Source organism: Sorangium sp. So ce693 (genome assembly GCF_051521375.1).
In the GTDB taxonomy this organism is placed as follows: Bacteria; Myxococcota_A; Polyangia; order Polyangiales; family Polyangiaceae; genus Sorangium; species Sorangium atrum.
Window position 1 is genome coordinate 4,322,472 of the sequence record NZ_CP150347.1, and the last position, 24,183, is coordinate 4,346,654.

Sequence of the window (24,183 nt, forward strand, 5' to 3'; positions counted from 1 at the left end):
GGTAGCACCCGGACGGACCGGGAGCTTAGGTGACACATGTCGTAGAGGACCGGCGACGGAGGAGCGCCGGTGCCCTGGAAAGAGACATGTTCAGTGGACGAGAGGCTTCGATTCATCGCGCAGGTCAACGAGTCGGACGAGACGTTCGCGGAGCTGTGCCGGCGGTTCGGCATCAGCCGGAAGACGGGGTACAAGTGGGTGGAGCGCTACGAGCAGGCCGGACCGAGCGGGCTGGAGGAGCGGCGGCCCGTGGCGCGCTCGTTCCCGCACGCGACGCCAGCGGCGATCGTCGACGCGCTGATCGAGCTGCGGAAGGAGCGCCCCACATGGGGGCCGAAGAAGCTGCGTGCGCGGCTGGAGAGCCTGGGCGTCGAGGGGCTGCCAGCAACGAGCACCATCGGCGAGTTGCTCAAGAAGCACGGGCTGATCCGGCCCCGTCGGCGCCGCGTGGTGACGCCGACGACCGCGATGCCGTCGCCGCTGGCTCCAGCCGAGCAGCCGAATGACACGTGGTGCGCCGATTTCAAAGGGCACTTCGCGCTCGGCGACAGGACGCGCTGCCACCCGCTGACGTTGACGGACCAGGCGTCGCGGTACCTGCTCAAGTGCGAGGGCGTGGCGAAGCCGGACGAGGCCTCGGTGCGGCCGCACTTCGAGCGCGCGTTCCGCGAGTTCGGGCTGCCGCACCGCATCCGCTCCGATAACGGCCCGCCGTTCGCCACGATTGGCATCGGTGGGCTCTCGGCGCTCTCGGTCAGCTGGATCAAGCTCGGCATTCATCCCGAGCGGATCGAGCCCGGTAAGCCGCAGCAGAACGGCCGCCACGAGCGAATGCACAAGACGTTGAAGGCGGAGGCGACATCGCCGCCAGAAGCCAACTTGGCAGCGCAGCAGCGCGTCTTCGATCGGTTTCGGCACGAGTACAATGATCAGCGTCCGCACGAGGCGCTCGGCCAGAGGACGCCGGCTTCGCGCTACACGCCCTCGCGCCGCTCGATGCCGAGCAAGCCCTCGTCGCCGGAGTACCCGGACACGATGGCCGTTCGACGCCTTGACGACCAAGGACGGATGCTGTTCGGGGGCGCGCAGACCAACGTCTCCACACTGCTCGCCGGCAAGCCCGTGGGGCTGACTCCGATCGCCGATGACGTCTGGGAGCTGTACTACGGCCCGGTCCTTCTCGCGCAGGTCACCCTCAAGAACAAGGAGCTGAAGCTGGCCAGAGCGCGGTGACCTGCGCGAACTCACGCCGGATCGTGAGGAGAGGCTCGTGTGTACCGCGACCACGGGGAGCGGTTCGTGTATAGATCCAGGCGGTCCGAGAAAGCGCGGCGAGCGTGTCGCGCCGACGAGGAACCGGTCCCTGTTTCCAGTCCTCCCGGAGCAGGGGCCCGTGGCTCAAGGAAGTGTCACCGCAGCTCCCGGTCAGAAGTGTTACCAGGGCTCCGCTCGTACACCTGCGCAGCGCCGGCGGCGCTCCTGCGCAGCCATGGCTGCCTCCTGCGCAGCGCCGGCGGCGCTCCTTCGCAGCCACGGCCGCCTCCTGCGCAGCGCCGGCGGCGCTCCTTCGCAGCCACGGCCGCCTCCTGCGCAGCGCCGGCGGCGCTCCTTCGCAGCCACGGCCGCCTCCTGCGCAGCGCCGCTGGCTCTCCTGCGCAGCCACGGCCGCCTCCTGCGCAGCGCCGCTGGCTCTCCTGCGCGGCCTTGGCGTCGTCCTGCGCAGCGCCGCTAGATCTCCTGCGCGACGCTGGCTCTCTCCTGCGCAGTCTCTTCTGGTGCGTCCAACGAGATCGCCGCGGCCCCGCAGATTTCCGGACGCGTGCAGTTCGTCGACCACTCGGCTGAAGAAGACTCCCAATCACATCACTGCCAGCACATCAGTGTACGCCCAGGACGGGGCCACTCCTGTCTCTTCGGATCACTCGCCGAGTTTCTATTTGACGCCCAGATCCCACCAAGAACAATGGCGGGTGTCCCCACACCGCGTGTCGCAGCTCGGCGAGGATCCTTCACCATGTCGATGCGCTTCCACGGCAAGGTCGGCCTGCTTTGCGCTTGTAGCCTCGTCGCGGCCCCCGCCCGGCGCTGGCGCTCGAGTTCAGCGGCGGTGTCAGCGTCGGTGGGATCCAGGTCGGGACCGAGCCCAGGCTCGCCGTGAGCCCCTTCATCGGGTGGCTGTGGCGCACGCAGGACGGGCGACTTCCGGATCGAAGTCCACAACGTGCTCAGCGTCGTCCCAGGGGCAGGCGTCGGGGTCTACGATCGGACGGTGGTGATGCTCGGGTACACCACGAAGACCGGCAACGTCAGCATTGGGCCGTCGCTGTCGATCTACATGATGCAGGTGTGCGGCGCCGTGATCTGCGACCGCGTGATGGGGGTCGCTCCGGGCGGCCGTGCACAGTCCGACTGGTACTTCCCCGGGCGTCTCGGTGCGTCCACGAGCGTCACACGACGGCTGTCATGAGGACTGCACAAAACGCGATCCTACGTCAACGTGTCGCGCGAAGTGTAATGCCGACTATTCCAAGTGTCTTCGCAAATGCGAGGATAGCTGCAAGTGAGGTCCAATGCTTGAGTTGACCACGATATTTACCCCAGTGGACGGTAGTCCGAAGCGGACCATCACGCTTCGAATCAGTGATGTGCGGCTCGATTCCGGTGGCGCTTCGTGGTCTGTTGCCGTGGAGATTCTCGGGTTCAAGGATGATGACAGGGTTCGGCTGAAACAGGTGGACTGGACACAGGCGATCGTGGATGGTGCCCAATTTATCGCTCGGAGGGTCAACGACAAGGTCGAGAACGCGGGCGGCGGAACCCTCGATCCACCCATTTGGAACACGACATGGGGAACTTGAGCGAGTGGACGCGATGGTGGACACCAATGCTCGGTGCTGCGCGCTCGGGGCGGTGGTCGAGCTCGGCCATGTGGCCGTACTCTCGCCAATTTTACGGTGTCGACGAACTCCAGGCATTTCTCGCTGCATGCTGGAGCGTCCCGCCAATCCTCGCCACACTTGCCCCCGCCGGAGCCAGGTTAAAATGGCTTGGCGAGGATGACCTCGGGTTCGGGGCTTCCTCTGCGACCCCCTGAAGAAGCGCGGAGATTTACGGCGGTGGATGCCGCGCATCGGAGGGGTCACCGCGCTCAGTGCCGTGGTCGAGAACATGACAGAGATTGCGGGTGGTCATGATCGGTTTGAATTATCGATTTTATGGTGATGCTTCTCGGGGTGTTGCTGTGCGATTGTCCAATGTCAGGCCGGCGCGCGATGCCGACGACCCCGCGCCTTGGGACATCGGTGTAACGATCGTATGGGGAGCGGAGATCGCATTTGATCGACCGCTTGCTGGTGCGGACCCACTCCATGCAGTGGAGCTAGCCGCTCAGTTTGCGTCCAAGTACCTCCGCCGTCATCGCGCCGCCTTCGGCGTCGAGGCGCCTCTGGACCGCAGCGGCCGTGCCGGAGTCCGCTTGCCCCTTCCTGCGGGCGTCTGGCTGTCCTGGTCCGTGGTTGACGCTCCCTGGGCGGAGCCGGATCGCCCGCCGAAGCGAGCTTCAATCCCGCTCTTCAGGAAACCGGGCGTCGCATGAGCCTCGCCGCTCTCTCTCTCTCTCTCTCTCTCTCTCTCTCTCTCTCTCTCCGTCATGCTGCCATCGTGGTTCCATGGTTCCAGCTGGTGCCGCCCTTGCCTGGCTTTCCGGTCTCGATGGTGACGCCCTCGAGCATGAGCTGGTCCTCGTCGAGGTAGGCGGTGCCGGTGATACGGAGCATCCCTGGCCAGGAAGCCCACGGGCTGGGGGCCTGCGCGTGCGGAGCGGGCGCAGCGCGCAGGGGAGTCGGCGCGGCCTCCTTGGCGCTGCTCGCCGCCGCACACGGTAACGGCATCGTGTCCGGCACAGTAAGGCTCACTGCGGCACGCGCGATCTCCTGCGACGCGGCGAAGCCACGCGATCTGCGGGATCCCTCAGCCTGGACCAACTTTTGCTGTCCGTGCCCTCACGAGGTGATGCTCATGTCGAGGATCCTGGCGATGGTTTCAATTTGTCTTCTGGCGTCCGCCTGCGTCGATTCGACGACGGTGGGCCCTGGCGGGCCCACGAGCAGCTCCTCCGGCGGCGGCCAAGGGGGGGACGGCGGCTCCGGCCCGGGGCCCGGCGGCGGCGCGGTCGATTGCTCGGCGTTCGAGGACGACGAGCCCGGACCGCAGGTGACGTTCACGGTGACCAACAACCGCGCGACGCCCATCTATCACCACAACGACAATTGCTCCGACCGCTTTCGCGTGGCTCCGGAGGGTGGGCAACTCGGCAATGCGGAGCTCTCGAACCTCGAGATGACCTGCGAGGAGGTCCAGACGGCAGAACACTGGCCGCTCGACTGCCACGACGCGACCGTGATCGAGATCGCGGCCGGACAGAGCGCGACGTTCGGTTGGACAGGCGTGCTGTACGAGCGCCAGCAGATGCCTAGCGCCTGCGCGGTTCGGCCGGACAATCCATTCGTCGCGTTCTGCGAGCGCGCCGTCGCCGTGCAGCCCGGAGCGCTCGAGATCGCCATCGAGCTCTTCGGCGCGGCCAAGTGTGGACTAAGCAGCCAATGCGATAACCCCAGCGCTCCGTTTACTGTCAGGCAGGATTTCACGTACCCGGACGACACGGCGGTTGCGATCGCGATCGACTGACGTCGCCACCTCGCTCAACGGTCGATCGGACTCAGGGAGATCCCTCATCGGGATCGACATCGGGAGCATAACAGTTCGCGGTACCTCAACGAGGGTGGGCCAGGCGCGCCGCGTGGAGCGAGGGGGTCAGAGATGGCGCGGTCCCGGGCTCGACGTCCTTGCCGGGATCGCAGCGGTCATCGACGCTTGGTGCGTGGATGGGTGGGCGGCTTGCTGCGCGCGGGGCCGGCTTCCAGCGCGTCTATACCTCGGAGGTGGAGGGCAGACCCGCCTTCGGCTGGGTGTGGCGCTGGCGCTCCAGCGGGATGGTGGTGGCCTATCCGGAGATCCTCTGCGGCGAGAAGCCATGGAACGCGCCCACCGCTGAGGTATCGCCGATTTTCAGGAGAGTGAACGAATCCGGGTTCGATGATGCTTCGATGATCGAACCCACGCGCGCAGCGTGACTGTATCTTGCGAGGCACGCCACAGCGAAACCGTCGCGATGAAGCAGTAAGGACCCTTGACTTTCGCCTCATGTCGATAAGAATATTCCAAACCGCCCTTGGCGGTCCGGACCTATCTCGGCCCGGCGCCGCGGTCGGTCGCTGGATTGCGCAAGGGCCGACGCCGAGTGAGGCTGCTGTGGGGATTACTTGCTTCTTGCGGCTGCGCGTCCGAGGTGGTCTTGCTTTCTCTGAGGCGATGCCCATCCCCAGCACACGCGGTATTTGCATGTGAGTGTCTCTTCGACAATCGTCGTGATCGCCAGGCCTGCGATCGGCGCGGGCACCGCGGGTGCATCCATGATCACCGGGACATGGGCATGCTCGCGGGTACATTCGATTTTTGACCGCTGGACCGAAGGGGCCGCAGACGGCTCGATGGGTTCATGAATCCATCGAGGGCAGAGTTTTGAGGCTCAGCCGGTCCATCATGGAGAACCCTTCAGATGCGCGTCGCTCCCTTGCTTGTCTACTTGTCCGCTTCGGTCGCATGCTGCCTGCTGTCGTGCAACGTCGAGCGCACTGCGGGCGATGACCTCGAAGGCCTGGACTCGTCCTCGAGCAGCTCGGGGACGGGCGGCGGTGGGGCCGGCGGGGGCTCGTCGTCGAGCAGCAGCTCGGGGACGGGCGGCGGCTCCAGCGGGGAGGGTGGGGCCGGCGGGGGCTCGTCGTCGAGCAGCAGCTCGGAGACGGGCGGCGGCTCCAGCGGGGAGGGTGGGGCCGGCGGGGGCTCGTCGTCGACCAGCAGCTCGGGGACGGGCGGCGGCGGGACTGGCGGGGGCTCGTCGTCGACCAGCAGCTCGGGGACGGGCGGCGGCGGGGCCGGCGGGGAGGGTGGGGCCGGCGGCGCGCCCGACACGTGCACGACATCCGAACAGTCGGTCTGCAGCAATCAAACCGGCGACCACTGCGGCTTCACCTATCGGCTCTGGATGGACCGGGGGACCGGCTGCCTGACCAGCACCGCGGATGGCTTCAGCGTGGAATGGAGCGATATCAATAATTTGCTGGGCACTAAGGGCCTGAGGCCCGGGTCGGGGAATCAGATCGTGACCTATGAGGCTGACTTTCAGCCAAACGGCAACGCCTACCTGGGGGTCTATGGATGGACGAAGAACCCGGACGTCGAATACTATATCGTTGATGGCTGGGGCACCTGGCGCCCCCCTGGCGGACCAGCAGCCATGGGCACCGTCACGAGCGACGGAGGCGTCTATGACATCTACAGAATCCAGCGATCCGATGTGCTTGGGATCAATGCCCCTCCCCAGTTCTGGAGCGTTCGCACGCAGAAGCGCACGAGCGGAACCATCACCGTCGCCAACCACTTCGACGCATGGAAGAGCCTGGGGCTGAACATGGGGACCTTGACCGAGGTCTCGATGCTCGTGGAAGGATATCAGAGCAGCGGAAGGGCCGAGGTGAGCTTCTCCATGAGATGAGCGCCGGGGTCGGAGCGTCGATCCCGGCCCGCCCCGGGGCGGCTCGCCGAGCTAGCGCCCGCTCGCGCCGTCGCCCCGCGCGGTCACGGACACCCGCAGCGCGCCGATCCCGCGCGTCTCGGCCGTGGCGCCGGCGATATCGATGACGAGCTCGTCGCCGGACACGATCGGCCCCACGCCCTGGGGCGTCCCCGTCGCGATGACGTCGCCGGGCTCCAGGGTCATCACCCGGCTGATGTACGCGACCAGCTCGGGCACGCCCCAGATCATCTGCGCCGTCAGCCCGTCCTGCCGCACCTGCGAGTTCACGACGGCCCGCACGCGGAGCGCCCCGGGATCGAGCTCCGTCTCGATCCACGGGCCCACAGGGCAGAACGTGTCGAACCCCTTGCCCCGCGTGAACTGCACGTCCTTCCGTTGCAGATCCCGCGCGGTGATGTCGCCAAGGCAGGCGTACCCGAGCACGTGATCCAGCGCGTGCTCCGGTCGCACGTCCCGGGCGCGGCGGCCGATGACCACGCCGAGCTCCGCCTCGTGCTCGACCCGCTGGCTCTCCGGAGGGAGCACGATGGACTGGCCAGGACCGATGAGCGCCGAGGGCGGTTTGAGGAAGAGGAGCGGCTCGACCGGGACGTCGTTGCCCAGCTCCTGGGCGTGCGCCGCGTAATTGCGCCCCACACACACGATCTTCGTGGGGACCACGGGGCAGGCGAGATCGACGTCGGTCCACGCCACGGCCTCCCCCGTGGTCTTGCCGCCAAGCCAGGGCGGCGCGTCCAGGACGAGCGCGGCTGCGCCGTCGAGGCGGGCGAAGAAGGCTGGGCGATCCTGATCCGGAGGCGCGAGGCGAGCGAAGCGCATGGCGCGAGCAAAGCGCGATCTTCGCGTCGCGGCAAGCCTGGGACTGGGACCTACGCAACACGACGCCGAGCGCCTGGCAGCCGTCTGCGCGGAGCTCGTGCGTCGTGGTCGTCGCGCGGCGTTGGCGGTGGGCCGCCGTCACGGAGGAGGCGCCGCGGCGCCCCGACGTCGCGCGACGAGGCGGGCCTCGTGATTCCCCTCCTCGAGCCACCCTTCCTCGTAGCGGACCACCTCGAGCGCCTCGCCGAGGAGCCCCGGGAGCTCGCCGTCATCGAGCAGCCAGCGCGCGCTCGGGTGCGCGTGTCTCAGCAGGTTCGACCGCGTCGGGTGCACGACGACGAGGAGGCCGCCCGGGGCGAGCTCCGCCGCGCAGGCCGCGAGCCGGCGCTCGAGGAAATAGAAGATCAGGAGAAGGTCCCACGGCCCGGCAGGGAGCGGGTCGCGCTCGACGTCGAGCGCCGCCGTGCGCAGCGCGAGCCCTTCCTTCGCCGCGGCGCTCCGAGCGATGCCGAGCCCGACCTCGGAGATGTCGGCCAGCGTCACGTCGAGCCCGCGCCGCGCGAGCCACAGGGCGTGACGGCCCGCGCCGCCCGCCAGGTCGAGCGCGCGCCCGCGCCGGGGCAGGAGCGGATCGAGCGCCGTGAGCACGGCGGAGGGCTCCCCCGGATCGCCGCCGCCCTCGCGGTAGCGGGCGTCCCACCTCGTGCGATCGTCGTCCGACACGCTGTCCTCCTGTCCTGTTGGCCGGGCCGGGGCGGACACCGGCGAGCGCCCCTCGCTGGCGCGGAGCGTACCATCACCCGGCGGGGCCGCTTCGGCGCCGGGCGACGGAGGCGGCCGGCCGGCGCTGGACGCGCGGCATGACCTGGCCTAGCACGCCGCCGGTTCGCCATGCCCGAGTGCCTGACCCTGGCCCCGACCCCGGATCCCCGCCGCTTCCGCGCGCCCGACGGCGCGCTGCTCTCGCCGCCCGAAGGCTGGGCGTGCCTGCCCCCGGGCGACGCGGGGCTCACCCGCCGGGTGAAGCTCGCGGGCCCATCCTGGATGGTGGTCGAGAAGCGCGGGAGGAAGACGTTCTCCCGGGGCCTCTGGGCGCCCGCCGCCACCATCGAGGCCGCCCGCGCCGCGCTCGAGGCCGAGCGCAGCACGCCTTCGTACGCGAAGAAGCGTGAGGCGGACGCCCGGCGGAGGGAGCGCGACCAGGAGGAGTACGTGCGCGAGTTCGAGGCCGCGGTGGCCGCGTTCCTTCGGTTCTCGCCGCGCTACGCCGCGCTCGCGCGGGCGGTCGCGACCAAGGTGACGCTGCACGCCACGCCGGTCGGCAGCGGCACCGTCGCCCGCACCGAGCGGATCCCGGTCGCGCAGCGCGCCGAGTCGGCCGTGATCGCCTGGATGCGGCACCAGACCACGGCCTACGACTCGATGGCCATCCCGCGCGTGAAGGGGATGCGCCGCGAGGTGCGGCGCGAGCTCGCGCAGATCTCCCGCGCCATCCTCGATCTCCATCGCGGCGACGCGCCGCACGCGGCCGCGTCGTGCCCGCTCTGCGCGGCGCTCTGACGCGCGGGGCGGAGCAGAGCGAGCGCGTTACCCGCCGAGCAGCCCCTCGCCGACCAGCCGCGCGCGCAGCCCCGCGGCCCCGTCGAACACGTGCGCGCGCATCCCGACGGCGGCCGCCGCCTCGCAGTTCTCCGCGCGATCGTCGACGAAGAGGCACTCGCCCGCGTCGACCCCGATGCGCGCCATGAGCCGATCGAAGAACTCGCGCGCCGGCTTGCGCACGCCCAGGTGATGGCTCGAATAGACGCCCTCGAACAGGACGTCGAGCGCGAACGCCTCGCGCACCTCCTCGACCCACACGGGGTAATTGCTCGCCACGAACCGGAGCGCGCGGCCCTCGAGCGACGCGACGATCTCCCGCACGCCGGGCAAGAAGCGATATCCCGCGCGGCGCACCTGGTTGAACGCGTCGAGGTCGAACGAGAACCCCTCCGCGCCTTCACGAAAGAACCGGCGAGCGAACTCGGCCTCATCGATCTCGCCGATCTCGAACGCGGGCCAGCACGTGGGATCGCGATGCCTCGCAATCTCGGGGGGCGCGGCGGGCGCGGCGGGCGCGGCGGGCGCGGCGGACTGGATCGCCGCGGCGAGCGCCTCCCGGTACGGGTCGTAAAGGACGGTATCCATCAGATCGAAACACACTGCGCGGACCATCAGGCGCGAACCGTAGCACCGGCACGCGCGCGTGTGCGCACACAGGTCACACGGGCGCACAGGCGTGCGGCCACACCGGTGAGTTGCGCTGAGGGCGCCGCGACGTGAGCGCGGCCTGAGCGCGGCGTGGAAGCGGCCTGTAACAAAGACACAAAATTGATACGAACTTTGAGAAGGCGCATCTCGCAATGCGCTGCGCGATGGCTTATACTGGGCATGGGTGGCGAGTCCTCATGAGCGTGGTCCGGCGATGCGCCGGCTCCTGAGGACACGTGTGGTTGGTCTGCTTTTCTACCGGCGCGCAGCGCCGGCACTTACTTAAAAAGGAGTCAGGCCATGAGATTGCCTGCGATGGGCATTGCCTTGTTCACGGTCGCCGTGGCCAGCGCGGCGTGCGGCGGCGGCGATGGCGACGAGAATCAGAGTGGCTCGGGCGCCGCGAACAGCTCGGGTAGCGGGAGCGGAGGCGACGACAGCGGCTTCGGTTCAGGGGGTGTGACCTCGGGCAGCGGCTCGGGTTCAGGCAACCCCAGCAGTGGCGCTGGCCCTTCGACCGGCGCCGGCGAGGCGTGCGCCACGCAAACGGCCCAGGCCGGGCTCCAGCCCGTGTACCTGGCAGTCGCGTTCGACGTGTCGGGCAGCATGGGGATGAACGATAGGCCCTCGCACAGCAAGGAGCTCAAGTGGGATCCCGTCGTTGCCGCGACCAAGCAGTTCTTCACGGATCCGGCGTCCGCGGGGCTCACCGCCTCGCTCACGTTCTTCCCCGGCGAGCGGCGGATGTGCGACGCCAGAACCTACGGCGCGCCGGACGTCGAGATGACGCCGCTGCCCTCCGAGGCGTTCGGTAAGGCGATCGACGACGTCACGCCCGCGACCGACGACGACTGGCGCACGAGCACGCCGACGGCGTTCGTTGTCGATGGGACGGTGACCTTCATCGAGCGGCAGCGCCAGGAGAGCCCCGGGAAGTACGCGCTCGTGCTCGTGACCGACGGCTACCCGCAGCGCTGCGGCGGGCAGGCGGACTCCATCGAGGCCGTCGTCGAGCGCGTCGAGGGGGCGCGCCAGGACAACATCCCGACCTACGTGATCGGGGTGGCGAACCCGCCGGAGGACGAGCCGGGGAACGTCGACAACCTGCGCGACATCGCCGCGGCGGGCGGCACGGGGCAGGCCTTCATCATCGAGACTGGCAACCCCGACGCGACCGCGACCGCGTTCAGGGCGGCCATCGACCAGATCCGCGGCGCCGCGGTGACGTGCAACGTCGCGATCCCGGCGGCGCCCGACGGGAGGACGTTCGACAAGCAGCGGGTGCGCGTGACGTACACGAGCGGAGGGGGCCAACCGAAGGCCGTCGCGTACGATCAGGAGTGCGCGAGCGACGACGCCTGGCGCTACGACAATCCATCGAACCCGTCGCAGATCGAGCTCTGCGAGAGCGTGTGTAACGCGATACAGTCCGATCCAGAGGCGTCCCTGGGCGTCGACTTTACCTGCGAGGACGTGATCGACATCCCGCAGTGATCCAGTGATCGGCGGCGGGGGCGCTCCCTGATGCGGGCGCGCCCGCCGCTGGCGTGGCGCGGGGCGCGCAGGCTCGCGTCGCGAGCGCGTCCTTCAGGGCGCGCAGGCGGCCTGTGGGCGGAAGAGCGCCCGGACGAGGCCCCGGTAGTCGTCGTGGGGCACGCCGCCGCGGAGATCGCCGCCGAGCTTGTAATAATAGCACCGCGAGGGGGCGATCCCGGCGGCCGTGTACGTCGCCACGTCGCTCGGCATGTTGCCGAAGCCGAAGGAGGGCACGATGCCCGTGCGCGCCTTGAGCCATCCGAGCTCGATCGTCTTGTACTTCGCCGCCGCGCCGCCGAACGCGCCGGTGACTCCGATGGTGGTGTGGAGGATGCCCGGCGGGAAGCCCTGCTCTCGCAGCCAGACCCTCGTGCTGCCCACGAGCCACTCGGGGCGCGCGGTCACGTAGAAAAGGTAGATCCCGCTCTCGGCGAGGGCGCGCATCGCGTCCGCCGCGCCGGGGTGGGCGGCCGGCGGGGCGCCGCCGACCAGCTCGCTGACGACCGCCGCCTCGCTCGACGTGAGCGTCCCGTCGACGTCGGTCACGGCCACCTGCGCGCCTGGCGGGAGGACCTCGATGAACAGGTCCGCGCTCGTGGCGTCGCCGGCCACGGCGAGGTGGACGCGGTGCCGGCCGACCTCGAGGCGCCGGCCCGCGGCGAGGTCGATGTAGATGCGCCCGCCGGTGTCCGGGATCCCCTCCGTCGTCCGGTGCGGGTGGTCATCGTCGCTCGTCCGGAAGGTGCCGAGCCGCTCCCAGGCGCCGCTGCAGCCGCGGAGCAGATAGGCCTCGACGTCCTCGTCCTCGAGATCGTCGTCCTGCGGCCCGTAAGCGAACTTCGCGATGGCCCACTGGGGCCCGTCGGCGCGGGCGAAGAGGTCGCGCCCGCGGTGGCGCGGCCACCCGGCCGCGACGAGGCGCGAGCGCGTGTGCCTGAACCCGCGCGGCAAGGCCTCCGGCGGCGGCGCGTCGCAGGTCGGCCGGGCCGGGCAGGCGCCCGCCCGGGGCCGCGGCGGCGCGGGCGCATCGGGCTGCCGCGGGGCACCGGCGCAGGCGACGAACGAGACGGCGGCGAGGACCAGCGGGGCGAGCGGGGAGGGGCGCAACATGTCCACGTATACCGCGTTGGTCGTGCTCGTGAACGCGGTCGTGGTCGTGAACGTGGTCGTGGTCGTGGTCGTGAACGCGCTCGTGGTCGTGAACGCGGTCGTGGTCGTGAACGTGGTCGTGGTCGTGGTCGTGGTCGTGGTCGTGGTCGTGGTCGTCCGCCGGCCGACGTGAATCGTGGGAGTTGAGAGCGGCGATCTCCGGGGGACGTTCACGTTCACGATCGAGCCGTTGACGACCACGACCACGACCACGTTCACGACCACGACCACGTTCACGACCACGTTCACGACCACGACCACGTTCACGACCACGACCACGTTCACGACCACGACCACCACGACGGTGATCGCTAAGGTTCAGGTCCAGAGGCCCGTCGGCTGCCCAAGGAGCGCGGAGCCGACCTGGCCGAACCAGCCCTCTGCGGCGGCGGCGTGCTGGGAGAAGGTGTGAATGTCCCGGAACCGCCGTTGCAAGGGCGACGCGTTCCGGGCGACTCCGCCCCCGCCCGCCTGATAGCAGGTGTCCACGGCCCGGGCCGTCACCTCCGTCACCCACGCCAGGGCGCCCGAGATCCGCGGCGCCACCGCGAGGGCGGCGCCAGGGTTGTTCACGCACGCGGCCCAGAGCTCGTCCCCTATGTCGCGCAGCAGGGCGCGGGCGGCGCGGACGCTCGTCTCGGCGCGGCCGAGGTTCACCTGGAACAGCGGAGAGTCTGCCAGCTGGGTGCGCGCATACAGCCGCTTCTTGCCCGAGCTCGCGAGCGTCACGATGTCGTCGAGCGCCCCCTGGGCGATCCCCACCGCCACCGCCCCCATGTGGAGCGCGAAGTGCAGGACGGGCGCGACGAAGCCCGGCCCGGCCACCGACGGCTGGCCCCGGAAGATATCGAGGGTGTTCGCCTCGGGGCAGAAGGCCCCTTCCAGCGCGATATCGTGGCTGCCCGTGCCGCGCAGGCCGAGCACGGACCAGGTGTCGATGATGCGCGCCTCGCTCGCCGGGAACAGCATGCCCCGCACCTCTGGCGTCTCGCGCGTCTCGCCCATCCGCGGGCGGCCGCCGTCCATGATCACGCAGTTTCCGAACAGCCAGCTGGCGTGCTCGCAGCCGCTCGCGAAGCTCCAGCGCCCGGTGACCCGGTAGCCGCCGTCCGTCGCGTGGGCTTCGCCCTGCGCGTTGAAGCCGCCGCCGATGATCACGTCCGGCCCGCCGGCGTAGATGGCGTCGAAGCGCTCGCGCGGCAGGAGCGCGAAGAGGTGCGGGCTCTCCGAGCCGATCATCACGGTCCAGCCGGTGGCCCCGTCCGCCCGGGCGAGCGCCTCGAGGACGTCCATCCCCGTGCGCAGGTCGACCTCGTGGCCGCCGTGGCTCCTCGGCAGGAACATCCGGAAGCAACCCGCCGCCTTGAGCTGGCCGAGGAGATCCGCCGGGAGGCGCCGCGCCTCCTCGATCTCCGCGCTCCGTGAGGCGATCGCGGGGGCCAGGTCACGGACGGCATGCAGCACCTTCGCGGCGTCTTCGTTCTTCATCGCTCGCTCCTTGACATCGGGGGTTGGCGGACCCTGTGAAGGCCCGTCAAAACGGCTCATCGTACGGCGGTTCAGGAGCTCCGCGCGGACTTTCGGCCCCCCTCCGCCGGGAGCGACGTCATCGCGGGTCGGTCACGCGGCCCATGAACAGCACGGTGCCAGTCGCCACGTCGCGGATCAGGAACACGAACGGGTGATCCGCGCGGAACACCTGGGGCGGCGCCGGGGCTGATCGTGTCGTCATGACGACCCCCGTGGCCGCGGCGGCTTCGGTCCCTTCCTCGTTGACCTCCACGAACGCCTTGTGGCGCACCTGGGAGATGTAGAGCGGCTCTGCCCTCGTGATCCCGGAGAAGTCGGCCTTCTTCTCGTCGAACGCGAGCGGCATCCCCAGCGCGCTCAGGGTCGCCGACAGCTCGAGCTCGGCGGTCATCTTGAAGCGCGGGAGCGCCACGTCGACCCGCGTCGGCTCGAGCGCCTCCACGTACGCCTTGAGCTGCCCCGCTGCCAGGCGCTGCTCCACCTGCGCCAGCCCGTCCACCTGCGCGGGCAGGACGACGACCATGGCCAGCCGGCGCTCGGGGCTCTGCGCCTCGTACGCGAGCTCCAGCACCGAGGCGTCAGCGGTCTTTCCAAAGCCCGCCAGGAGCGTCTTGCGCATCATCGGCACGGCCGGCGCCGTCCCGGGCTTGACCGTGAACGGCTCGTTCTTGGTGGCCTTCTTGTCGAAGGGCGTCGCCCACTTCCCCTTGAAGTAGACAGCGTTCGTCAGGACGAGCCGCGTGAGGCCGGTGATGCTCCCGGCGGGCATCAGGTCCTTGATCTTCCCGTTCGTCTGCTGTTCGACCCATTGATTGATGCGCCCCCGCGCCGGCTCGCTCCCGCCCTTGAAGTCGACGAGCTCGATCCCTGCCCCGTAGTGCTGCTGGGTGGTGCTCTGGAACGCGGGCTCGATCGGCAGCCCGGCCTGGCCCCACAGCCGGTTGGCGATCCGGAGCTCGGGCCCCTTGGGCCCGGTCGCCAGCGCCAGCTCCTTGATGAGCCCGCCAAAGGCGGGATGGAGCGCCTCGGGCGGGAGGGTGAACTCGAGCGTCTTCGCCATCTGAGCCGCTGTCTCGCCGCGGGCGCCGGCGTAGGTCATGGCCAGCGCCGTCGAGATGCTCGCCGGCGAGAAGAAGAGCTTGTCTTTGGTCGCGGCGAGCTTGCCGTAGAGGCGCTGCGCGAACGCGGCGTTCGCGTCGGCGAGCGCCGTGGCCGGCGCCGGAGGATCCGGCTGCTGAGCGTCCGGCGGGGCGGGCTCGCTCGGCCCAGGGGCCGCCGCCCCGGAGGTCGGCTTCGCGCCGGGACAGACGTGTTCCCACCGGCACGCCCCGCCCTCGGCGCGCGCGCACTGCGGGGTGCCGGTGGAGCCGTCGTCGCAGACGCGGGCGATCATCGCGAGGGGGCCGCAGTCGGCGGGCTGGCAAGCGGACGCGCTCGGGGCCGGCGCGGCCGGCGGGGCGCCGTCCCGGGCCTGACACCCGAGCCCCAGCAGCGTGCATAACGCGGTCGTGAAGAACGAGATCGGTCTGGCCATGGCGCTGAGGTACCAGCGCGCCAGGCCGGCGGGAAGCTCGACCGGAAGGCGGAGCGAGCGTGTGCTCCCGTCGCGCCGTCAGAAATTGTGGACGAACGTGAACCGGCCGGCGAGCTTCTTCCCGCCGATCTGGCTCTCCTCCTGCGTCTCGTAGCCGAGGTAAAGGAGCAGCTTGTTTCCCGTGCCGTAGTTCAGCCCGAGCACGCCCCCGACCTGCAGGCTGGCGAGGCCGCTCTTGTCGACGTCCACACCGGCGGTCGATGGATCGTCCTCGAGCGTGACCTCGTTGAGGTCGAGCGTGGCCTCGAGGTGCGGGCCGATGCCGAAGTCGTCGATGGGGTAGTAGAGCAGGAAGTCCCGCGTGTAGACGTAGTTCTGGACGCTCTCGTCGAACATGCTGGAGAACGACCCCAGGATCCACGACTCGAAGTAAACGGGCTTCGAGTCGACGAAGGTGAACAGCTGCGGGGCGACCAGCGCCGCCGGCTGCATCGTCGTGAAGTTGAACGAGAAGCCCACCATCGGGTTGAGGATGACAGGGCCCATCGTGAAGGCGGGGCCGATGTCGAACTCAGCGGTTCCCAGCGTGGTGAGGTAGATGTCGCTCGAGAGGCTGATGGGGCCGACCTGGTGCGTGGCGCCGGCCCAGAGCTGGAGACCGAGGCTGTCTGCGTCGAAGCGGAACCAGCTCGGGATCTGGCTCGCCTGCGGCTCCGGCGCGACGGGCTCCGCCGCGGGCGTCGGCGCGGCCGCGGCCGCTGCGCCCGGATCAGCCGGGGGCGCAGCGGGATCCTGAGCCCAGGCGGCGGGCGACGCGAGCAACCCCACGACGCAAGCGAGCGCCGAGCAACTTCTCCGCATATCGTTCTCCATCATCGAATTGCCTCCTCTGCGCAGCACGAGGTGAAAGCAACATGAAACATGAGAGCAACATGAAACGTAACTGCAGTCGGTCGACACTAACGTAGTGCAGAGCAGTTAGGCAAAGCCGATGTGCATGGAGAGCCCCCGAGCGGCGCGCGGCCGCGTGGCCTGCCCGCGCGGGCGCACCTCGCTGCCTCGCTGGCCACAGGCGTCGATCGGGCAGGGGAGCGGCTCGAGCCGTCGGCGGCGCTGGACCGGGCGAGGTGTCGTTCGCCGAGGGCCGCGGGCGCGCAGGGGGAGAGGGGCCTGCGCCCTTCTTGAGAGGAGGATCACAGAGGGATGTACTGGATGCCCGCGGCCGCCCCGAGCGACGCCAGCGCGGCGGCCCCGACGAGGAGCAGCGTCATCTTCAGCAGCGTCCCCTCGATCTGGTCGGCGACGAGGCCGTCGACGCCCTGGGAGAGCTCGTCCCGCACCTTCAGCAGGTCGATGCCGCCTGCCTGGTTGGCCTCGTTGCGGAAGCGCGCCAGCGTCAGCGTCTCGATGGTCCCGAGCAGCTGCGCCTCGATCTTGCGCCGCAGGAACCCCCGCACGCCGCCCCCTGTCGGCGCCGCCTGCACCCTGTGGATCACGGCGAGGCGAAGGCGCTTCACCGCCTCGTTGAGCGGGACGCGCTCCACCGCCTGCGCCACCCGCCCGCCGCGGGCGCCCGCCTCGGCCTGCTCGGAGACGCCGAGCAGCCGCTCGAACACGGAGGTCACGAGCATCCCGCCGAGGCGCTTCGCCCGCACGATCTGCAGGATGCCGGTGCCGAGCGCCCGCTTCCACGACAGCGTGAAGCCGATCACGGCGGAGAGCGCGAGCGCCGCGACGGCCGCCAGCGCCCCGCGCAGCGCCGAGCCGTCGGCCGCGATGGCGTACGAGGCGGCGGCGAGGACGAGGGCCAGGAACGACATGGCCGCGGCCGTCAGGAAGAAAGAGCGGAGCGCAGGGCCCAGCGCCCCGGCGACACCTTGCGCGAACGGTCGAAGATCCATGACCGCTCAGCTGACCACGCCCGCCGCGCGGCGAAAATGCCGAACGTGGCGGGCGCGCGTCGATCACGTCGAGCATGCCCGGAGGGCGCCGCTCCCGCCCCGCCCGCCTCAGATGACGCCGAACTTCTTGCCGACCTTCTCGAACGCCTCGAGCGCGTGATCGAGGTGCTTGCGCTCGTGGGTCGCCATGTAGCTCGTCCGGAGCACCTGCTGCTTGGGCGGGACGCCCGGGGTGATGAACGGATTCACGTAGAGCGAGTAGTCGTCGAGGAGCGACTTCCACATCATCACGGTCTTGAGATCGTCGCGGATGTAGATGGGGATCACGGCCGTCTCGGTCTTGCCGAGCTCGAAGCCGAGCCGCTGCAGCTCCGTGCGCATGTACGTGAAGTTCTCGCGGAGCTTCTCCTGGCGCCAGGGCTCCTCCTGCATGACCTCGAGCGAGGCCATGGCGGCGGCAACGCAGGGCGGCGCGGCGCTCGCCGCGAAGAGGAAGCTGTAGGCGAAATGCTGAATGTAATCGAGCACCTTTCGCTCACCGACGAGCCAGCCGCCGATCGAGGCGAGCGACTTCGAGAAGGTGCCTCCGATGAGGTCGACCTCCTTCCCGAGGCCGAAGTGCGCGGCGGTGCCGCGGCCCCCCGGGCCGATGACGCCGAGCGCGTGGGCGTCGTCGACGAGGAGCCGCGCCTTGTGCTTCTTCACCACCTCGACGATGCCGGGCAGACTCGCGATCTCGCCCTGGGCGCTGAACACGCCGTCGGTGATCACGAGGGCGCCCTCGGTGTCGGCGATCTCGGAGAGCGCGCTGTCGAGCGCGGCGGGATCGCTGTGCTTGTAGCGCACCATCCGGGCGCCGGCCGCCTGCGCGAGCCGCACGCCGTCGTAGATGGAGGCGTGATCGTCCTTGTCGATCATCGCGACGCTCCGCTTGTTGCTGAGGAGCGCCGAGATGGTCGCGATGTTCACCTGATAGCCCGTCGTGAACACGAGCCCCGCCTCCTTGCCGTGGTAGGCGGCGAGCTTCTGCTCGAGCTCGTTGTGGAGGCGCATCGACCCGTTCACGAGCCGCGAGCCGGTCATGCTGGTGCCGTATTTGTCGATCGCGTTCCGCGCGGCTTCCCGCACCTTCGGGTGCGTCGTCAGCCCGAGGTAGTTGTTCGAGCCGAGCATGATCACGGTCCGGCCCTCGAGCTGCGCCTCGGGGCCGTTGTTGAAGTCGAGCGGGCGGAAGAAGGGGTAGACGCCCATGGCGCGGGCGTTGTCCGCGGTCATGAACTTGTAGGCCTTCTCGAACACGTCGCGCCCGCCGATCCGCGCCAGCGACGTCCGCGCCGCCATCTGGGTCGCGAGCTGCTGCTCGGCCGCCGCGGCCACGTAGGTGCCGGCGCCGTTCGAGCCCGCGCCGTTCGCGCCCACGCCGTTCACGTGCGGGCGGCTCGCCACCCCGCGCTCGCGCGGCGCCTCGCTGCTCGCCGTCTCCTCCACGACCGACAGCCCCGCGCCGCTCGCGGCGGGCGCGGCGGGCGCGGCGGGCCGACGAGCCGCCGCGCGCGACGGCGTCGCCCCGTGGACGCCGGCCTCGTCGTCGAGCGAGGGATCGATGTTCGGGAGCGCGTGCCCGTTGAGCAGGATGTCCCAGGCCTCCGCGGCCCGCTCCCGGGCGGCGCGCAGGCGGTTCTTCGCGTCCATGACCCCCGTGGCGAGCCGCATCACGCGATCGTTGCTGACGACACGGACGACCACGCCCGACGAGGTGAGCTTCTTTGCTTGGTCGACCAGACGATCCTTCATCCTCATGCCCTGGCTCCTCACGCGATCGAATTAAGGGGCGCGGTCCTGTCCGCGAAAGCCGCTCCGGCGTGCAGGATCGAGGCCTCTCGGGCCCCTGCTCGTTCCCTGCGCGTGTCGCCGCTAAAGCAGCCTGCGCGGGCCGCGTCAACTGCCACCACCGCGTCGTCCTGGCGTGCCACGAGCGCCGCGGAGCGCCGTCGCCGCGCAGGCGCATTCCGCGTCGCGCAGGGTCGTTCGCGTGGTGCGCGGCGACGTTCGCAGAGCTCGCCCGCCGGGGGCCTGCGCGCGCTGCACCTGACTCCCAAACACCGCGGATGACAGGCCGCGGCAAGGGCAAAGGCGCAACTCGTTGCGGAGTGGTGCGCGCCGGTGTAGGAAAAGTTTTCAGGGTCTATGCGCCGTGTCCTAGTCGTTGACGACGAAGAAAACCTGCGCCTCGTGGTGCGCACGTTCCTCAAGCGGGACGGCTACGAGGTCGAGGCGGTCTCGAGCGGCGAGGAGGCGCTCGCGATGGTCGAGACGTTCGGGCCCGACGTCATCCTGACCGACGTCCGGATGCCCAGGATGGGCGGGCTCGATCTGCTGGCGACGCTGAAGGCCAAGGGCAACGAGGCGACGGTCATCGTGATGAGCGCCTACGGCAACGTCGACCTGGCGATCGAGGCGATGAAGGCGGGCGCCTACGATTACATCCAGAAGCCGTTCAAGGCCGAGGAGGTGCTGCTCACGCTCCGCAAGGCCGAGGAGCGGGAGGCGCTCCGCCGCGAGAACCGCGTCCTGCGCCAGGAGATCCGGCGGGAGAACCTCTTCGAGGAGCTCCTCGCGAAGAGCCCGCCGATGCAGGTGATCTTCAAGACGATCGCGAAGGTCGCCGACTACAAGACCACGGCGCTCATCACGGGCGAGAGCGGCGTCGGCAAGGAGCTCGTGGCCCGGGCGATCCACAGGCGGTCGAGCCGCCGCGGCGGTCCGTTCGTCGCGGTCAACTGCGGCGCCATCCCGGAGAACCTGCTGGAGAGCGAGCTCTTCGGGTACAAGCGGGGCGCGTTCACCGACGCGGTGAACGACAGGGCGGGCCTGTTCGAGCAGGCGAACCACGGCACGCTGCTGCTCGACGAGATCGGCGAGCTGCCGCTGGCGCTGCAGGTGAAGCTGCTCCGGGTGCTCCAGGAGGAGACGCTCCGCCGGCTGGGGGACAGCAAGGACATCAAGGTCGACGTCCGCATCCTCGCGGCGACCCACCGCGACCTGATGGCCGAGACGCAGGCCGGCCGGTTCCGCGAGGACCTCTTCTACCGGATCAACGTGCTCCCCATCGCGATCCCGCCGCTCCGCGAGCGGCGGGAGGACATCCCGATCCTCATGGATCACTTCCTCGCGAGGAACAACGCGCGGTTCGGCATCAACATCCGCGGCTTCGAGCCCGAGGCGAGGCGGCTGCTCCTGGAGTACCGGTGGCCGGGCAACGTGCGGGAGCTGGAGAACACCGTCGAGCGCGCCATGGTGCTCTGCGAGGGCGAGCGCATCGGCGAGGCCGACCTGCCCGAGCGGATCCGCGAGGCGCGCGATCCGATCCAGATGCAGCTGACGAGCGGCGAGCTGTCGATCAAGAAGACGTCCCGCGTCATCGAGGAGATCCTCATCCGGCGCGCGCTCCAGAAGACGAAGGGCAACCGGACCAAGGCGGCCGAGGTGCTGGAGATCAGCCACCGGGCGCTGCTCTACAAGATCAAGGACTACCGGATCGATCTCTGACGGCGGCGGGCCGACCGGGAGTCGACGGGGACGACGCGGACGGCGCGACGACCGTGGACGATGTTCCAGATCCGGCCGAGTCGAAGGTCGGTATTTCTCCAGATGTCCGCGAGAGGCTCGCGCCGATGCATGGGTCAACGCGTGACCGCAACCAAGCGCGGGCGGCACAACAGCTCTCTTGCGCCCGTCGCCTCAGGCGGCTACGTCGTCCCGCTCCCCCATGAAGAAGAACTACGTTCTCGACGCGAACGTCCTCCTCCACGATCCGCACGCGATCTTCAGGTTCGAGGACAACGACGTCATCATCCCGATCTACGCGATCGAGGAGATCGATCAGTTCAAGCGGGAGGGCTCCGAGCGCGGGCGCAACGCGAGGACGATCGCCCGGCTGCTCGACGAGGTCCGCGGCGCCGGGACGCTCGCGACCGGGGTGCTGCTCGAGAGCGGCGGCACGCTGCGGATCGCGATCCCGGAGCGGCGGCCGGAGCTGCTCGTGGGGCTGGAGTCCGGATCGCAGGACAGCGCCATCCTCCAGACGGCGATCGACATCCGCGATCGGCACAAGGATCGGCCGACCATCTTCGTGACGATGGACACGAACCTCCGGATCCGCGCCGACGCGCTCCGGATCCCGGCGGAGACGTACGAGAACCAGCGGGTGCACGACCCGGCCATCGAGCAGTCGGTGGTGGAGCTCGAGGTGCCCGGCTCCGAGGTCGACGCGTTCTTCCAGAACGGCTCTCTCTCCAGCGACAAGATCGCGGATTTGTTGCCGAATTCGGCGGTGTTGCTCCGCGACGCGGGGGCGCCGAGCCACACGGCGCTCGGCCGGTTCGACGCGGCGCGCGGGCAGATCGTCGCCCTCCGGGTCGGGCGGGAGGGGGTGATGGGGGTCCGGCCGCGCAACAAGGAGCAGGCGTTCGCGCTGGACCTCCTGCTCGACGATTCGGTGCGGCTGATCACGCTGATTGGCAAGGCCGGGACGGGCAAGACGCTCCTCGCGCTCGCGGCGGCGCTGAAGCGGACGACCGAGGACAACGCCTACAGTCGGCTGCTCGTGAGCCGGCCGATCATGCCGCTGGGGCGCGATCTGGGCTTCCTTCCGGGCGACGTGGACGAGAAGCTGAACCCGTGGATGCAGCCGATCTTCGACAACCTCGAGTTCCTCTTCTCGAACGGCGGCACGAAGCCGGGGCGCGACGCGCGCGGCTTCGTGGAACTCCTGGAGAGCGGGCGGATCCAGGTCGAGCCGCTCACCTACATCCGCGGGCGCAGCCTGCCGCACCAGTACCTCATCGTGGACGAGGCCCAGAACCTCACCCCGCACGAGGTGAAGACGATCATCACGCGGTGCGGCGAGGGGACCAAGATCGTGCTGACCGGCGATCCTCAGCAGATCGACAACCCGTACGTGGACCATGCGTCGAACGGCCTGCTCGTGGTGGCGGAGCGGTTCAGGCGCGAGCGCATCGCGGGTCACGTGGTGCTCGCCAAGGGCGAGCGCAGCGAGCTCGCGGAGCTCGCGGCGAACCTGCTCTGAGGCGAGCGGCGCCGGGCGCGCGGCGCTCTCACGGGGCGGGGGCGTGCGGGGCGGGGGCGCATTTGGAAGGAGCGGCGGGCCGTGGCGCGGCGTCATCGAGCTAGATCGGCCGAACGGCCGGCGCCTCCGGCGTGGGTGCCGGACGCGGATCGGCTCCTCGGCGCCGCGGCGCGGCGGATCCGCGTCGTCGGGTCGAGCACGCCGGTGAACCTCGTCGAGGAGCTCGCGCGGCTCGCCGCCTCCTGGGATCGGAGCGGCGGGGAGCTCCCGCGGTTCACCTACGCGCCCGCGCAGGACCACGGCGAGCTTCGAAAGGCGATGGAGGCGGCGGCCGAGCGGCTCGCGGGGCAAGGGGAGCTCGGCGCGGTCTACGCCGGCCGCGCGAGCGAGCTCGCCGCGGAGGCCGCGATCTGCGAGGCCGCGGGCGGGGCGGGGTGCTGGTCCGCCGCGCGCCGCCGCTACGCCGCGCGCGACGCGTTCGACGAGCAGGCGGACGCGCTCGCCGCGACATGGGTCGAGCAGGAGGCGGGCGCCGCGTCGAGCGACGAGGAGCGGGTGCGGAGCGACGACGCGCGCTCGCCCTGGTCGCTCCTGTCGCGGATGCGCCGCGAGATCGGGGCGCGGCGCTTGCCCCTCCGGGTCGTGATCGCCGACATCGCGCCGCTCGCCGCGACGGGCGACGGGGTGATCCAGGTCGCGCGGGGGCGCATGCTCACGCGCGACGACGTCGAGCGCACGGTGCTCCACGAGATCGAGGGGCACGCGGCGCCGAGCGTGCGCGCTGCGGCGCTCCCGCTGGGGATCTTCGCGATCGGGACCGCGAACGGGGGCGACGATCAGGAGGGCTGGGCGCTCGCGCGCGAGCGCGCCGCGGGGTACCTGGTCGGCGCCCGCCGGATCGAGCTCGGGCTGCGCCACCTCGCCGCGCGGAGCGTCGAGCGCGGCGCGGGCTTCGTCGAGACAGCGCGGCTGCTCGAGGCGCGCGGCGCGCGCTCCACGGGGGACGCCCTGCGCATCGCGGCGCGCGTCCACCGGGGCGGCGGCCTCGCGCGGGAGGTCGTCTACCTGCCGGCGCTGCTGCGGGTCGAGGCGCTGCTCGTGGAGCAGCCAGCGCTGGGGCCGGTGCTCGCCTCGGGCCGGGTCTCGGTGGGCGCAGCGGCGTCGCTTTCGTCCTGGGCGAGGGAGAGGTGATGGTCCGCGGCTGCCCAGCTCGACCGGGAGCATGGGAAGCCGGGAAGAAAAGTCCGATCCTCGCTGAACTTCGTGCCTTCCTGGGAAGCCGATCCCATGAAATGAAGGCATCGCCGGCCGGGTGAGGGGCGGGCGAGAAAGGGGGCTGCGTGAAGGGAAGGATCACTCCAGCCGTGCGAGCGCGGCATGGAACGCGCTTGACGTGGTGGCCGGCGGACGGGCGACGTCGCGCGTGCGGTCGCATCCGCGCGGCGTGCGGCGGCGGTCCTGGGAGCGCGCGGCGCGGACGGGCCGGCGGGCGGAGGCGGGCATGAACTCGAAGAAGGCCATGGAGAGGGAACCCAGACGGCCGCCGAGGGGAAGCGAGGCCCCGACGGTGGTCCTCAAGGGGGACCTCCATGTCCTGGATCTCGGCGCGGGCCTGATGCTCGACGTGTTCATCAACGTCGAGGGGCGCCTGACGACCTTCGTCAGCCTGGATGGCCAGCTCATCGCGGAGCTCCGCGTCGCGGGCCTCGCCTGAGGTCCC

At 70.1% G+C, this 24,183-nt stretch carries 22 protein-coding genes and 1 pseudogene; 12 read left to right on the forward strand and 11 right to left on the reverse strand.

The window, feature by feature from the left end; all coding sequences use genetic code 11:
* The first annotated feature begins 69 nt into the window (after nt 1-69).
* The 3 genes from WMF14_RS16440 to WMF14_RS16450 all read left to right on the forward strand — a co-directional run bounded on the left by WMF14_RS16440 (nt 70) and on the right by WMF14_RS16450 (nt 2,858).
* The gene (locus tag WMF14_RS16440) at nt 70-1,233 is read left to right on the forward strand and encodes an IS481 family transposase (protein ID WP_437802038.1); all 1,164 of its coding nucleotides are present in this window, start codon (nt 70-72) and stop codon (nt 1,231-1,233) included.
* 988 nt (nt 1,234-2,221) lie between these two features.
* The gene (locus tag WMF14_RS16445; protein ID WP_437802039.1) at nt 2,222-2,467 is read left to right on the forward strand and encodes a hypothetical protein; all 246 of its coding nucleotides are present in this window, start codon (nt 2,222-2,224) and stop codon (nt 2,465-2,467) included.
* Nucleotides 2,468-2,570: 103 nt separating this feature from the next.
* Nucleotides 2,571-2,858, forward strand: a complete 288-nt coding sequence (locus WMF14_RS16450) for a hypothetical protein (protein WP_437802041.1) — start codon at nt 2,571-2,573, stop codon at nt 2,856-2,858.
* Between the two features lie 789 nt (nt 2,859-3,647).
* Here WMF14_RS16450 and WMF14_RS16455 read toward each other — a convergent pair.
* Complete coding sequence (locus WMF14_RS16455) at nt 3,648-3,776, reverse strand: hypothetical protein (protein WP_437802043.1); 129 nt, start codon at nt 3,774-3,776, stop codon at nt 3,648-3,650.
* 241 nt (nt 3,777-4,017) lie between these two features.
* On the opposite strand from WMF14_RS16455, the gene WMF14_RS16460 reads away from it, so the two are divergent.
* Both WMF14_RS16460 and WMF14_RS16465 read left to right on the forward strand, forming a co-directional pair.
* The gene (locus WMF14_RS16460; protein ID WP_437802045.1) at nt 4,018-4,686 is read left to right on the forward strand and encodes a hypothetical protein; all 669 of its coding nucleotides are present in this window, start codon (nt 4,018-4,020) and stop codon (nt 4,684-4,686) included.
* A 197-nt stretch (nt 4,687-4,883) separates the two neighbouring features.
* Nucleotides 4,884-5,132 carry a hypothetical protein gene (locus WMF14_RS16465; protein WP_437802047.1) on the forward strand — a complete coding sequence of 83 codons (249 nt, stop codon included), beginning with the start codon at nt 4,884-4,886 and terminating at the stop codon, nt 5,130-5,132.
* A gap of 508 nt (nt 5,133-5,640) precedes the next feature.
* Here the strand turns inward: WMF14_RS16465 and WMF14_RS16470 are convergent.
* A complete protein-coding gene (locus tag WMF14_RS16470; protein WP_437804479.1) occupies nt 5,641-6,036 on the reverse strand; it encodes a hypothetical protein in 396 nt (131 codons plus the stop codon).
* A 55-nt stretch (nt 6,037-6,091) separates the two neighbouring features.
* Between WMF14_RS16470 and WMF14_RS16475 the strand changes: the two are divergent.
* Nucleotides 6,092-6,613 (forward strand): annotated as a pseudogene (locus tag WMF14_RS16475) (glycoside hydrolase family 11 protein); the annotation flags it as partial.
* 51 nt (nt 6,614-6,664) lie between these two features.
* Here WMF14_RS16475 and WMF14_RS16480 read toward each other — a convergent pair.
* Both WMF14_RS16480 and WMF14_RS16485 read right to left on the reverse strand, forming a co-directional pair.
* On the reverse strand, nt 6,665-7,474 hold the full coding sequence (locus WMF14_RS16480; RefSeq protein WP_437329645.1) for a fumarylacetoacetate hydrolase family protein: 810 nt from the start codon (nt 7,472-7,474) through the stop codon (nt 6,665-6,667).
* 138 nt (nt 7,475-7,612) lie between these two features.
* Entirely contained in the window at nt 7,613-8,197 is a 585-nt protein-coding gene (locus WMF14_RS16485) for a class I SAM-dependent methyltransferase (RefSeq protein WP_437802049.1), read from the reverse strand.
* Nucleotides 8,198-8,365: 168 nt separating this feature from the next.
* On the opposite strand from WMF14_RS16485, the gene WMF14_RS16490 reads away from it, so the two are divergent.
* Nucleotides 8,366-9,034, forward strand: a complete 669-nt coding sequence (locus tag WMF14_RS16490; RefSeq protein WP_272098091.1) for a DUF2293 domain-containing protein — start codon at nt 8,366-8,368, stop codon at nt 9,032-9,034.
* Nucleotides 9,035-9,061: 27 nt separating this feature from the next.
* Here WMF14_RS16490 and WMF14_RS16495 read toward each other — a convergent pair whose 3' ends face one another.
* Nucleotides 9,062-9,688 (reverse strand): HAD family hydrolase, encoded by a 627-nt coding sequence (locus WMF14_RS16495; protein ID WP_437802052.1) that lies wholly within the window; start codon nt 9,686-9,688, stop codon nt 9,062-9,064.
* Nucleotides 9,689-10,024: 336 nt separating this feature from the next.
* On the opposite strand from WMF14_RS16495, the gene WMF14_RS16500 reads away from it, so the two are divergent.
* Nucleotides 10,025-11,218 (forward strand): vWA domain-containing protein, encoded by a 1,194-nt coding sequence (locus WMF14_RS16500; RefSeq protein ID WP_272098093.1) that lies wholly within the window; start codon nt 10,025-10,027, stop codon nt 11,216-11,218.
* A gap of 93 nt (nt 11,219-11,311) precedes the next feature.
* On the opposite strand, the gene WMF14_RS16505 is transcribed toward WMF14_RS16500, so the two are convergent.
* The 6 genes from WMF14_RS16505 to WMF14_RS16530 all read right to left on the reverse strand — a co-directional run bounded on the left by WMF14_RS16505 (nt 11,312) and on the right by WMF14_RS16530 (nt 19,174).
* Nucleotides 11,312-12,709: an LNS2 domain-containing protein gene (locus tag WMF14_RS16505; RefSeq protein WP_437802054.1), complete on the reverse strand. Its 1,398-nt coding sequence runs from the start codon at nt 12,707-12,709 to the stop codon at nt 11,312-11,314.
* A gap of 18 nt (nt 12,710-12,727) precedes the next feature.
* Entirely contained in the window at nt 12,728-13,897 is a 1,170-nt protein-coding gene (locus WMF14_RS16510; protein WP_437802056.1) for an acyl-CoA dehydrogenase family protein, read from the reverse strand.
* A 118-nt stretch (nt 13,898-14,015) separates the two neighbouring features.
* Nucleotides 14,016-15,473, reverse strand: a complete 1,458-nt coding sequence (locus tag WMF14_RS16515) for a serpin family protein (RefSeq protein WP_437802058.1) — start codon at nt 15,471-15,473, stop codon at nt 14,016-14,018.
* A 78-nt stretch (nt 15,474-15,551) separates the two neighbouring features.
* Nucleotides 15,552-16,334 (reverse strand): hypothetical protein, encoded by a 783-nt coding sequence (locus tag WMF14_RS16520; RefSeq protein WP_437802060.1) that lies wholly within the window; start codon nt 16,332-16,334, stop codon nt 15,552-15,554.
* A 332-nt stretch (nt 16,335-16,666) separates the two neighbouring features.
* The gene (locus WMF14_RS16525; RefSeq protein WP_437802062.1) at nt 16,667-17,374 is read right to left on the reverse strand and encodes a hypothetical protein; all 708 of its coding nucleotides are present in this window, start codon (nt 17,372-17,374) and stop codon (nt 16,667-16,669) included.
* 108 nt (nt 17,375-17,482) lie between these two features.
* Nucleotides 17,483-19,174, reverse strand: coding sequence for an aminotransferase class I/II-fold pyridoxal phosphate-dependent enzyme (locus WMF14_RS16530; RefSeq protein ID WP_437802063.1), 1,692 nt, complete (start codon nt 19,172-19,174; stop codon nt 17,483-17,485).
* A 387-nt stretch (nt 19,175-19,561) separates the two neighbouring features.
* On the opposite strand from WMF14_RS16530, the gene WMF14_RS16535 reads away from it, so the two are divergent.
* From WMF14_RS16535 to WMF14_RS16550, 4 genes are all read left to right on the forward strand, one after another.
* Nucleotides 19,562-20,923 carry a sigma-54-dependent transcriptional regulator gene (locus tag WMF14_RS16535; RefSeq protein WP_272098101.1) on the forward strand — a complete coding sequence of 454 codons (1,362 nt, stop codon included), beginning with the start codon at nt 19,562-19,564 and terminating at the stop codon, nt 20,921-20,923.
* 220 nt (nt 20,924-21,143) lie between these two features.
* Nucleotides 21,144-22,463 carry a PhoH family protein gene (locus WMF14_RS16540; protein ID WP_437802064.1) on the forward strand — a complete coding sequence of 440 codons (1,320 nt, stop codon included), beginning with the start codon at nt 21,144-21,146 and terminating at the stop codon, nt 22,461-22,463.
* A gap of 135 nt (nt 22,464-22,598) precedes the next feature.
* Complete coding sequence (locus WMF14_RS16545; RefSeq protein ID WP_437802066.1) at nt 22,599-23,654, forward strand: tyrosine/phenylalanine carboxypeptidase domain-containing protein; 1,056 nt, start codon at nt 22,599-22,601, stop codon at nt 23,652-23,654.
* A gap of 310 nt (nt 23,655-23,964) precedes the next feature.
* Entirely contained in the window at nt 23,965-24,177 is a 213-nt protein-coding gene (locus tag WMF14_RS16550; RefSeq protein WP_437802068.1) for a hypothetical protein, read from the forward strand.
* Nucleotides 24,178-24,183: the final 6 nt, after the last annotated feature.

Excerpts from the sequence above, each read along its gene's own strand:
- WMF14_RS16450 (WP_437802041.1), top strand. The coding sequence starts at position 2,571 with ATGCTTGAGTTGACCACGATATTTACCCCAGTGGACGGTAGTCCGAAG.
- WMF14_RS16455 (WP_437802043.1), bottom strand. The coding sequence starts at position 3,776 with ATGCTCCGTATCACCGGCACCGCCTACCTCGACGAGGACCAGCTCATG.
- WMF14_RS16460 (WP_437802045.1), top strand. The coding sequence starts at position 4,018 with ATGTCGAGGATCCTGGCGATGGTTTCAATTTGTCTTCTGGCGTCCGCC.
- WMF14_RS16465 (WP_437802047.1), top strand. The coding sequence starts at position 4,884 with ATGGGTGGGCGGCTTGCTGCGCGCGGGGCCGGCTTCCAGCGCGTCTAT.
- WMF14_RS16480 (WP_437329645.1), bottom strand. The coding sequence starts at position 7,474 with ATGCGCTTCGCTCGCCTCGCGCCTCCGGATCAGGATCGCCCAGCCTTC.
- WMF14_RS16490 (WP_272098091.1), top strand. The coding sequence starts at position 8,366 with ATGCCCGAGTGCCTGACCCTGGCCCCGACCCCGGATCCCCGCCGCTTC.
- WMF14_RS16495 (WP_437802052.1), bottom strand. The coding sequence starts at position 9,688 with ATGGTCCGCGCAGTGTGTTTCGATCTGATGGATACCGTCCTTTACGAC.
- WMF14_RS16500 (WP_272098093.1), top strand. The coding sequence starts at position 10,025 with ATGAGATTGCCTGCGATGGGCATTGCCTTGTTCACGGTCGCCGTGGCC.
- WMF14_RS16510 (WP_437802056.1), bottom strand. The coding sequence starts at position 13,897 with ATGAAGAACGAAGACGCCGCGAAGGTGCTGCATGCCGTCCGTGACCTG.
- WMF14_RS16515 (WP_437802058.1), bottom strand. The coding sequence starts at position 15,473 with ATGGCCAGACCGATCTCGTTCTTCACGACCGCGTTATGCACGCTGCTG.
- WMF14_RS16520 (WP_437802060.1), bottom strand. The coding sequence starts at position 16,334 with ATGCGGAGAAGTTGCTCGGCGCTCGCTTGCGTCGTGGGGTTGCTCGCG.
- WMF14_RS16525 (WP_437802062.1), bottom strand. The coding sequence starts at position 17,374 with ATGGATCTTCGACCGTTCGCGCAAGGTGTCGCCGGGGCGCTGGGCCCT.
- WMF14_RS16530 (WP_437802063.1), bottom strand. The coding sequence starts at position 19,174 with ATGAGGATGAAGGATCGTCTGGTCGACCAAGCAAAGAAGCTCACCTCG.
- WMF14_RS16535 (WP_272098101.1), top strand. The coding sequence starts at position 19,562 with ATGCGCCGTGTCCTAGTCGTTGACGACGAAGAAAACCTGCGCCTCGTG.
- WMF14_RS16540 (WP_437802064.1), top strand. The coding sequence starts at position 21,144 with ATGAAGAAGAACTACGTTCTCGACGCGAACGTCCTCCTCCACGATCCG.
- WMF14_RS16550 (WP_437802068.1), top strand. The coding sequence starts at position 23,965 with ATGAACTCGAAGAAGGCCATGGAGAGGGAACCCAGACGGCCGCCGAGG.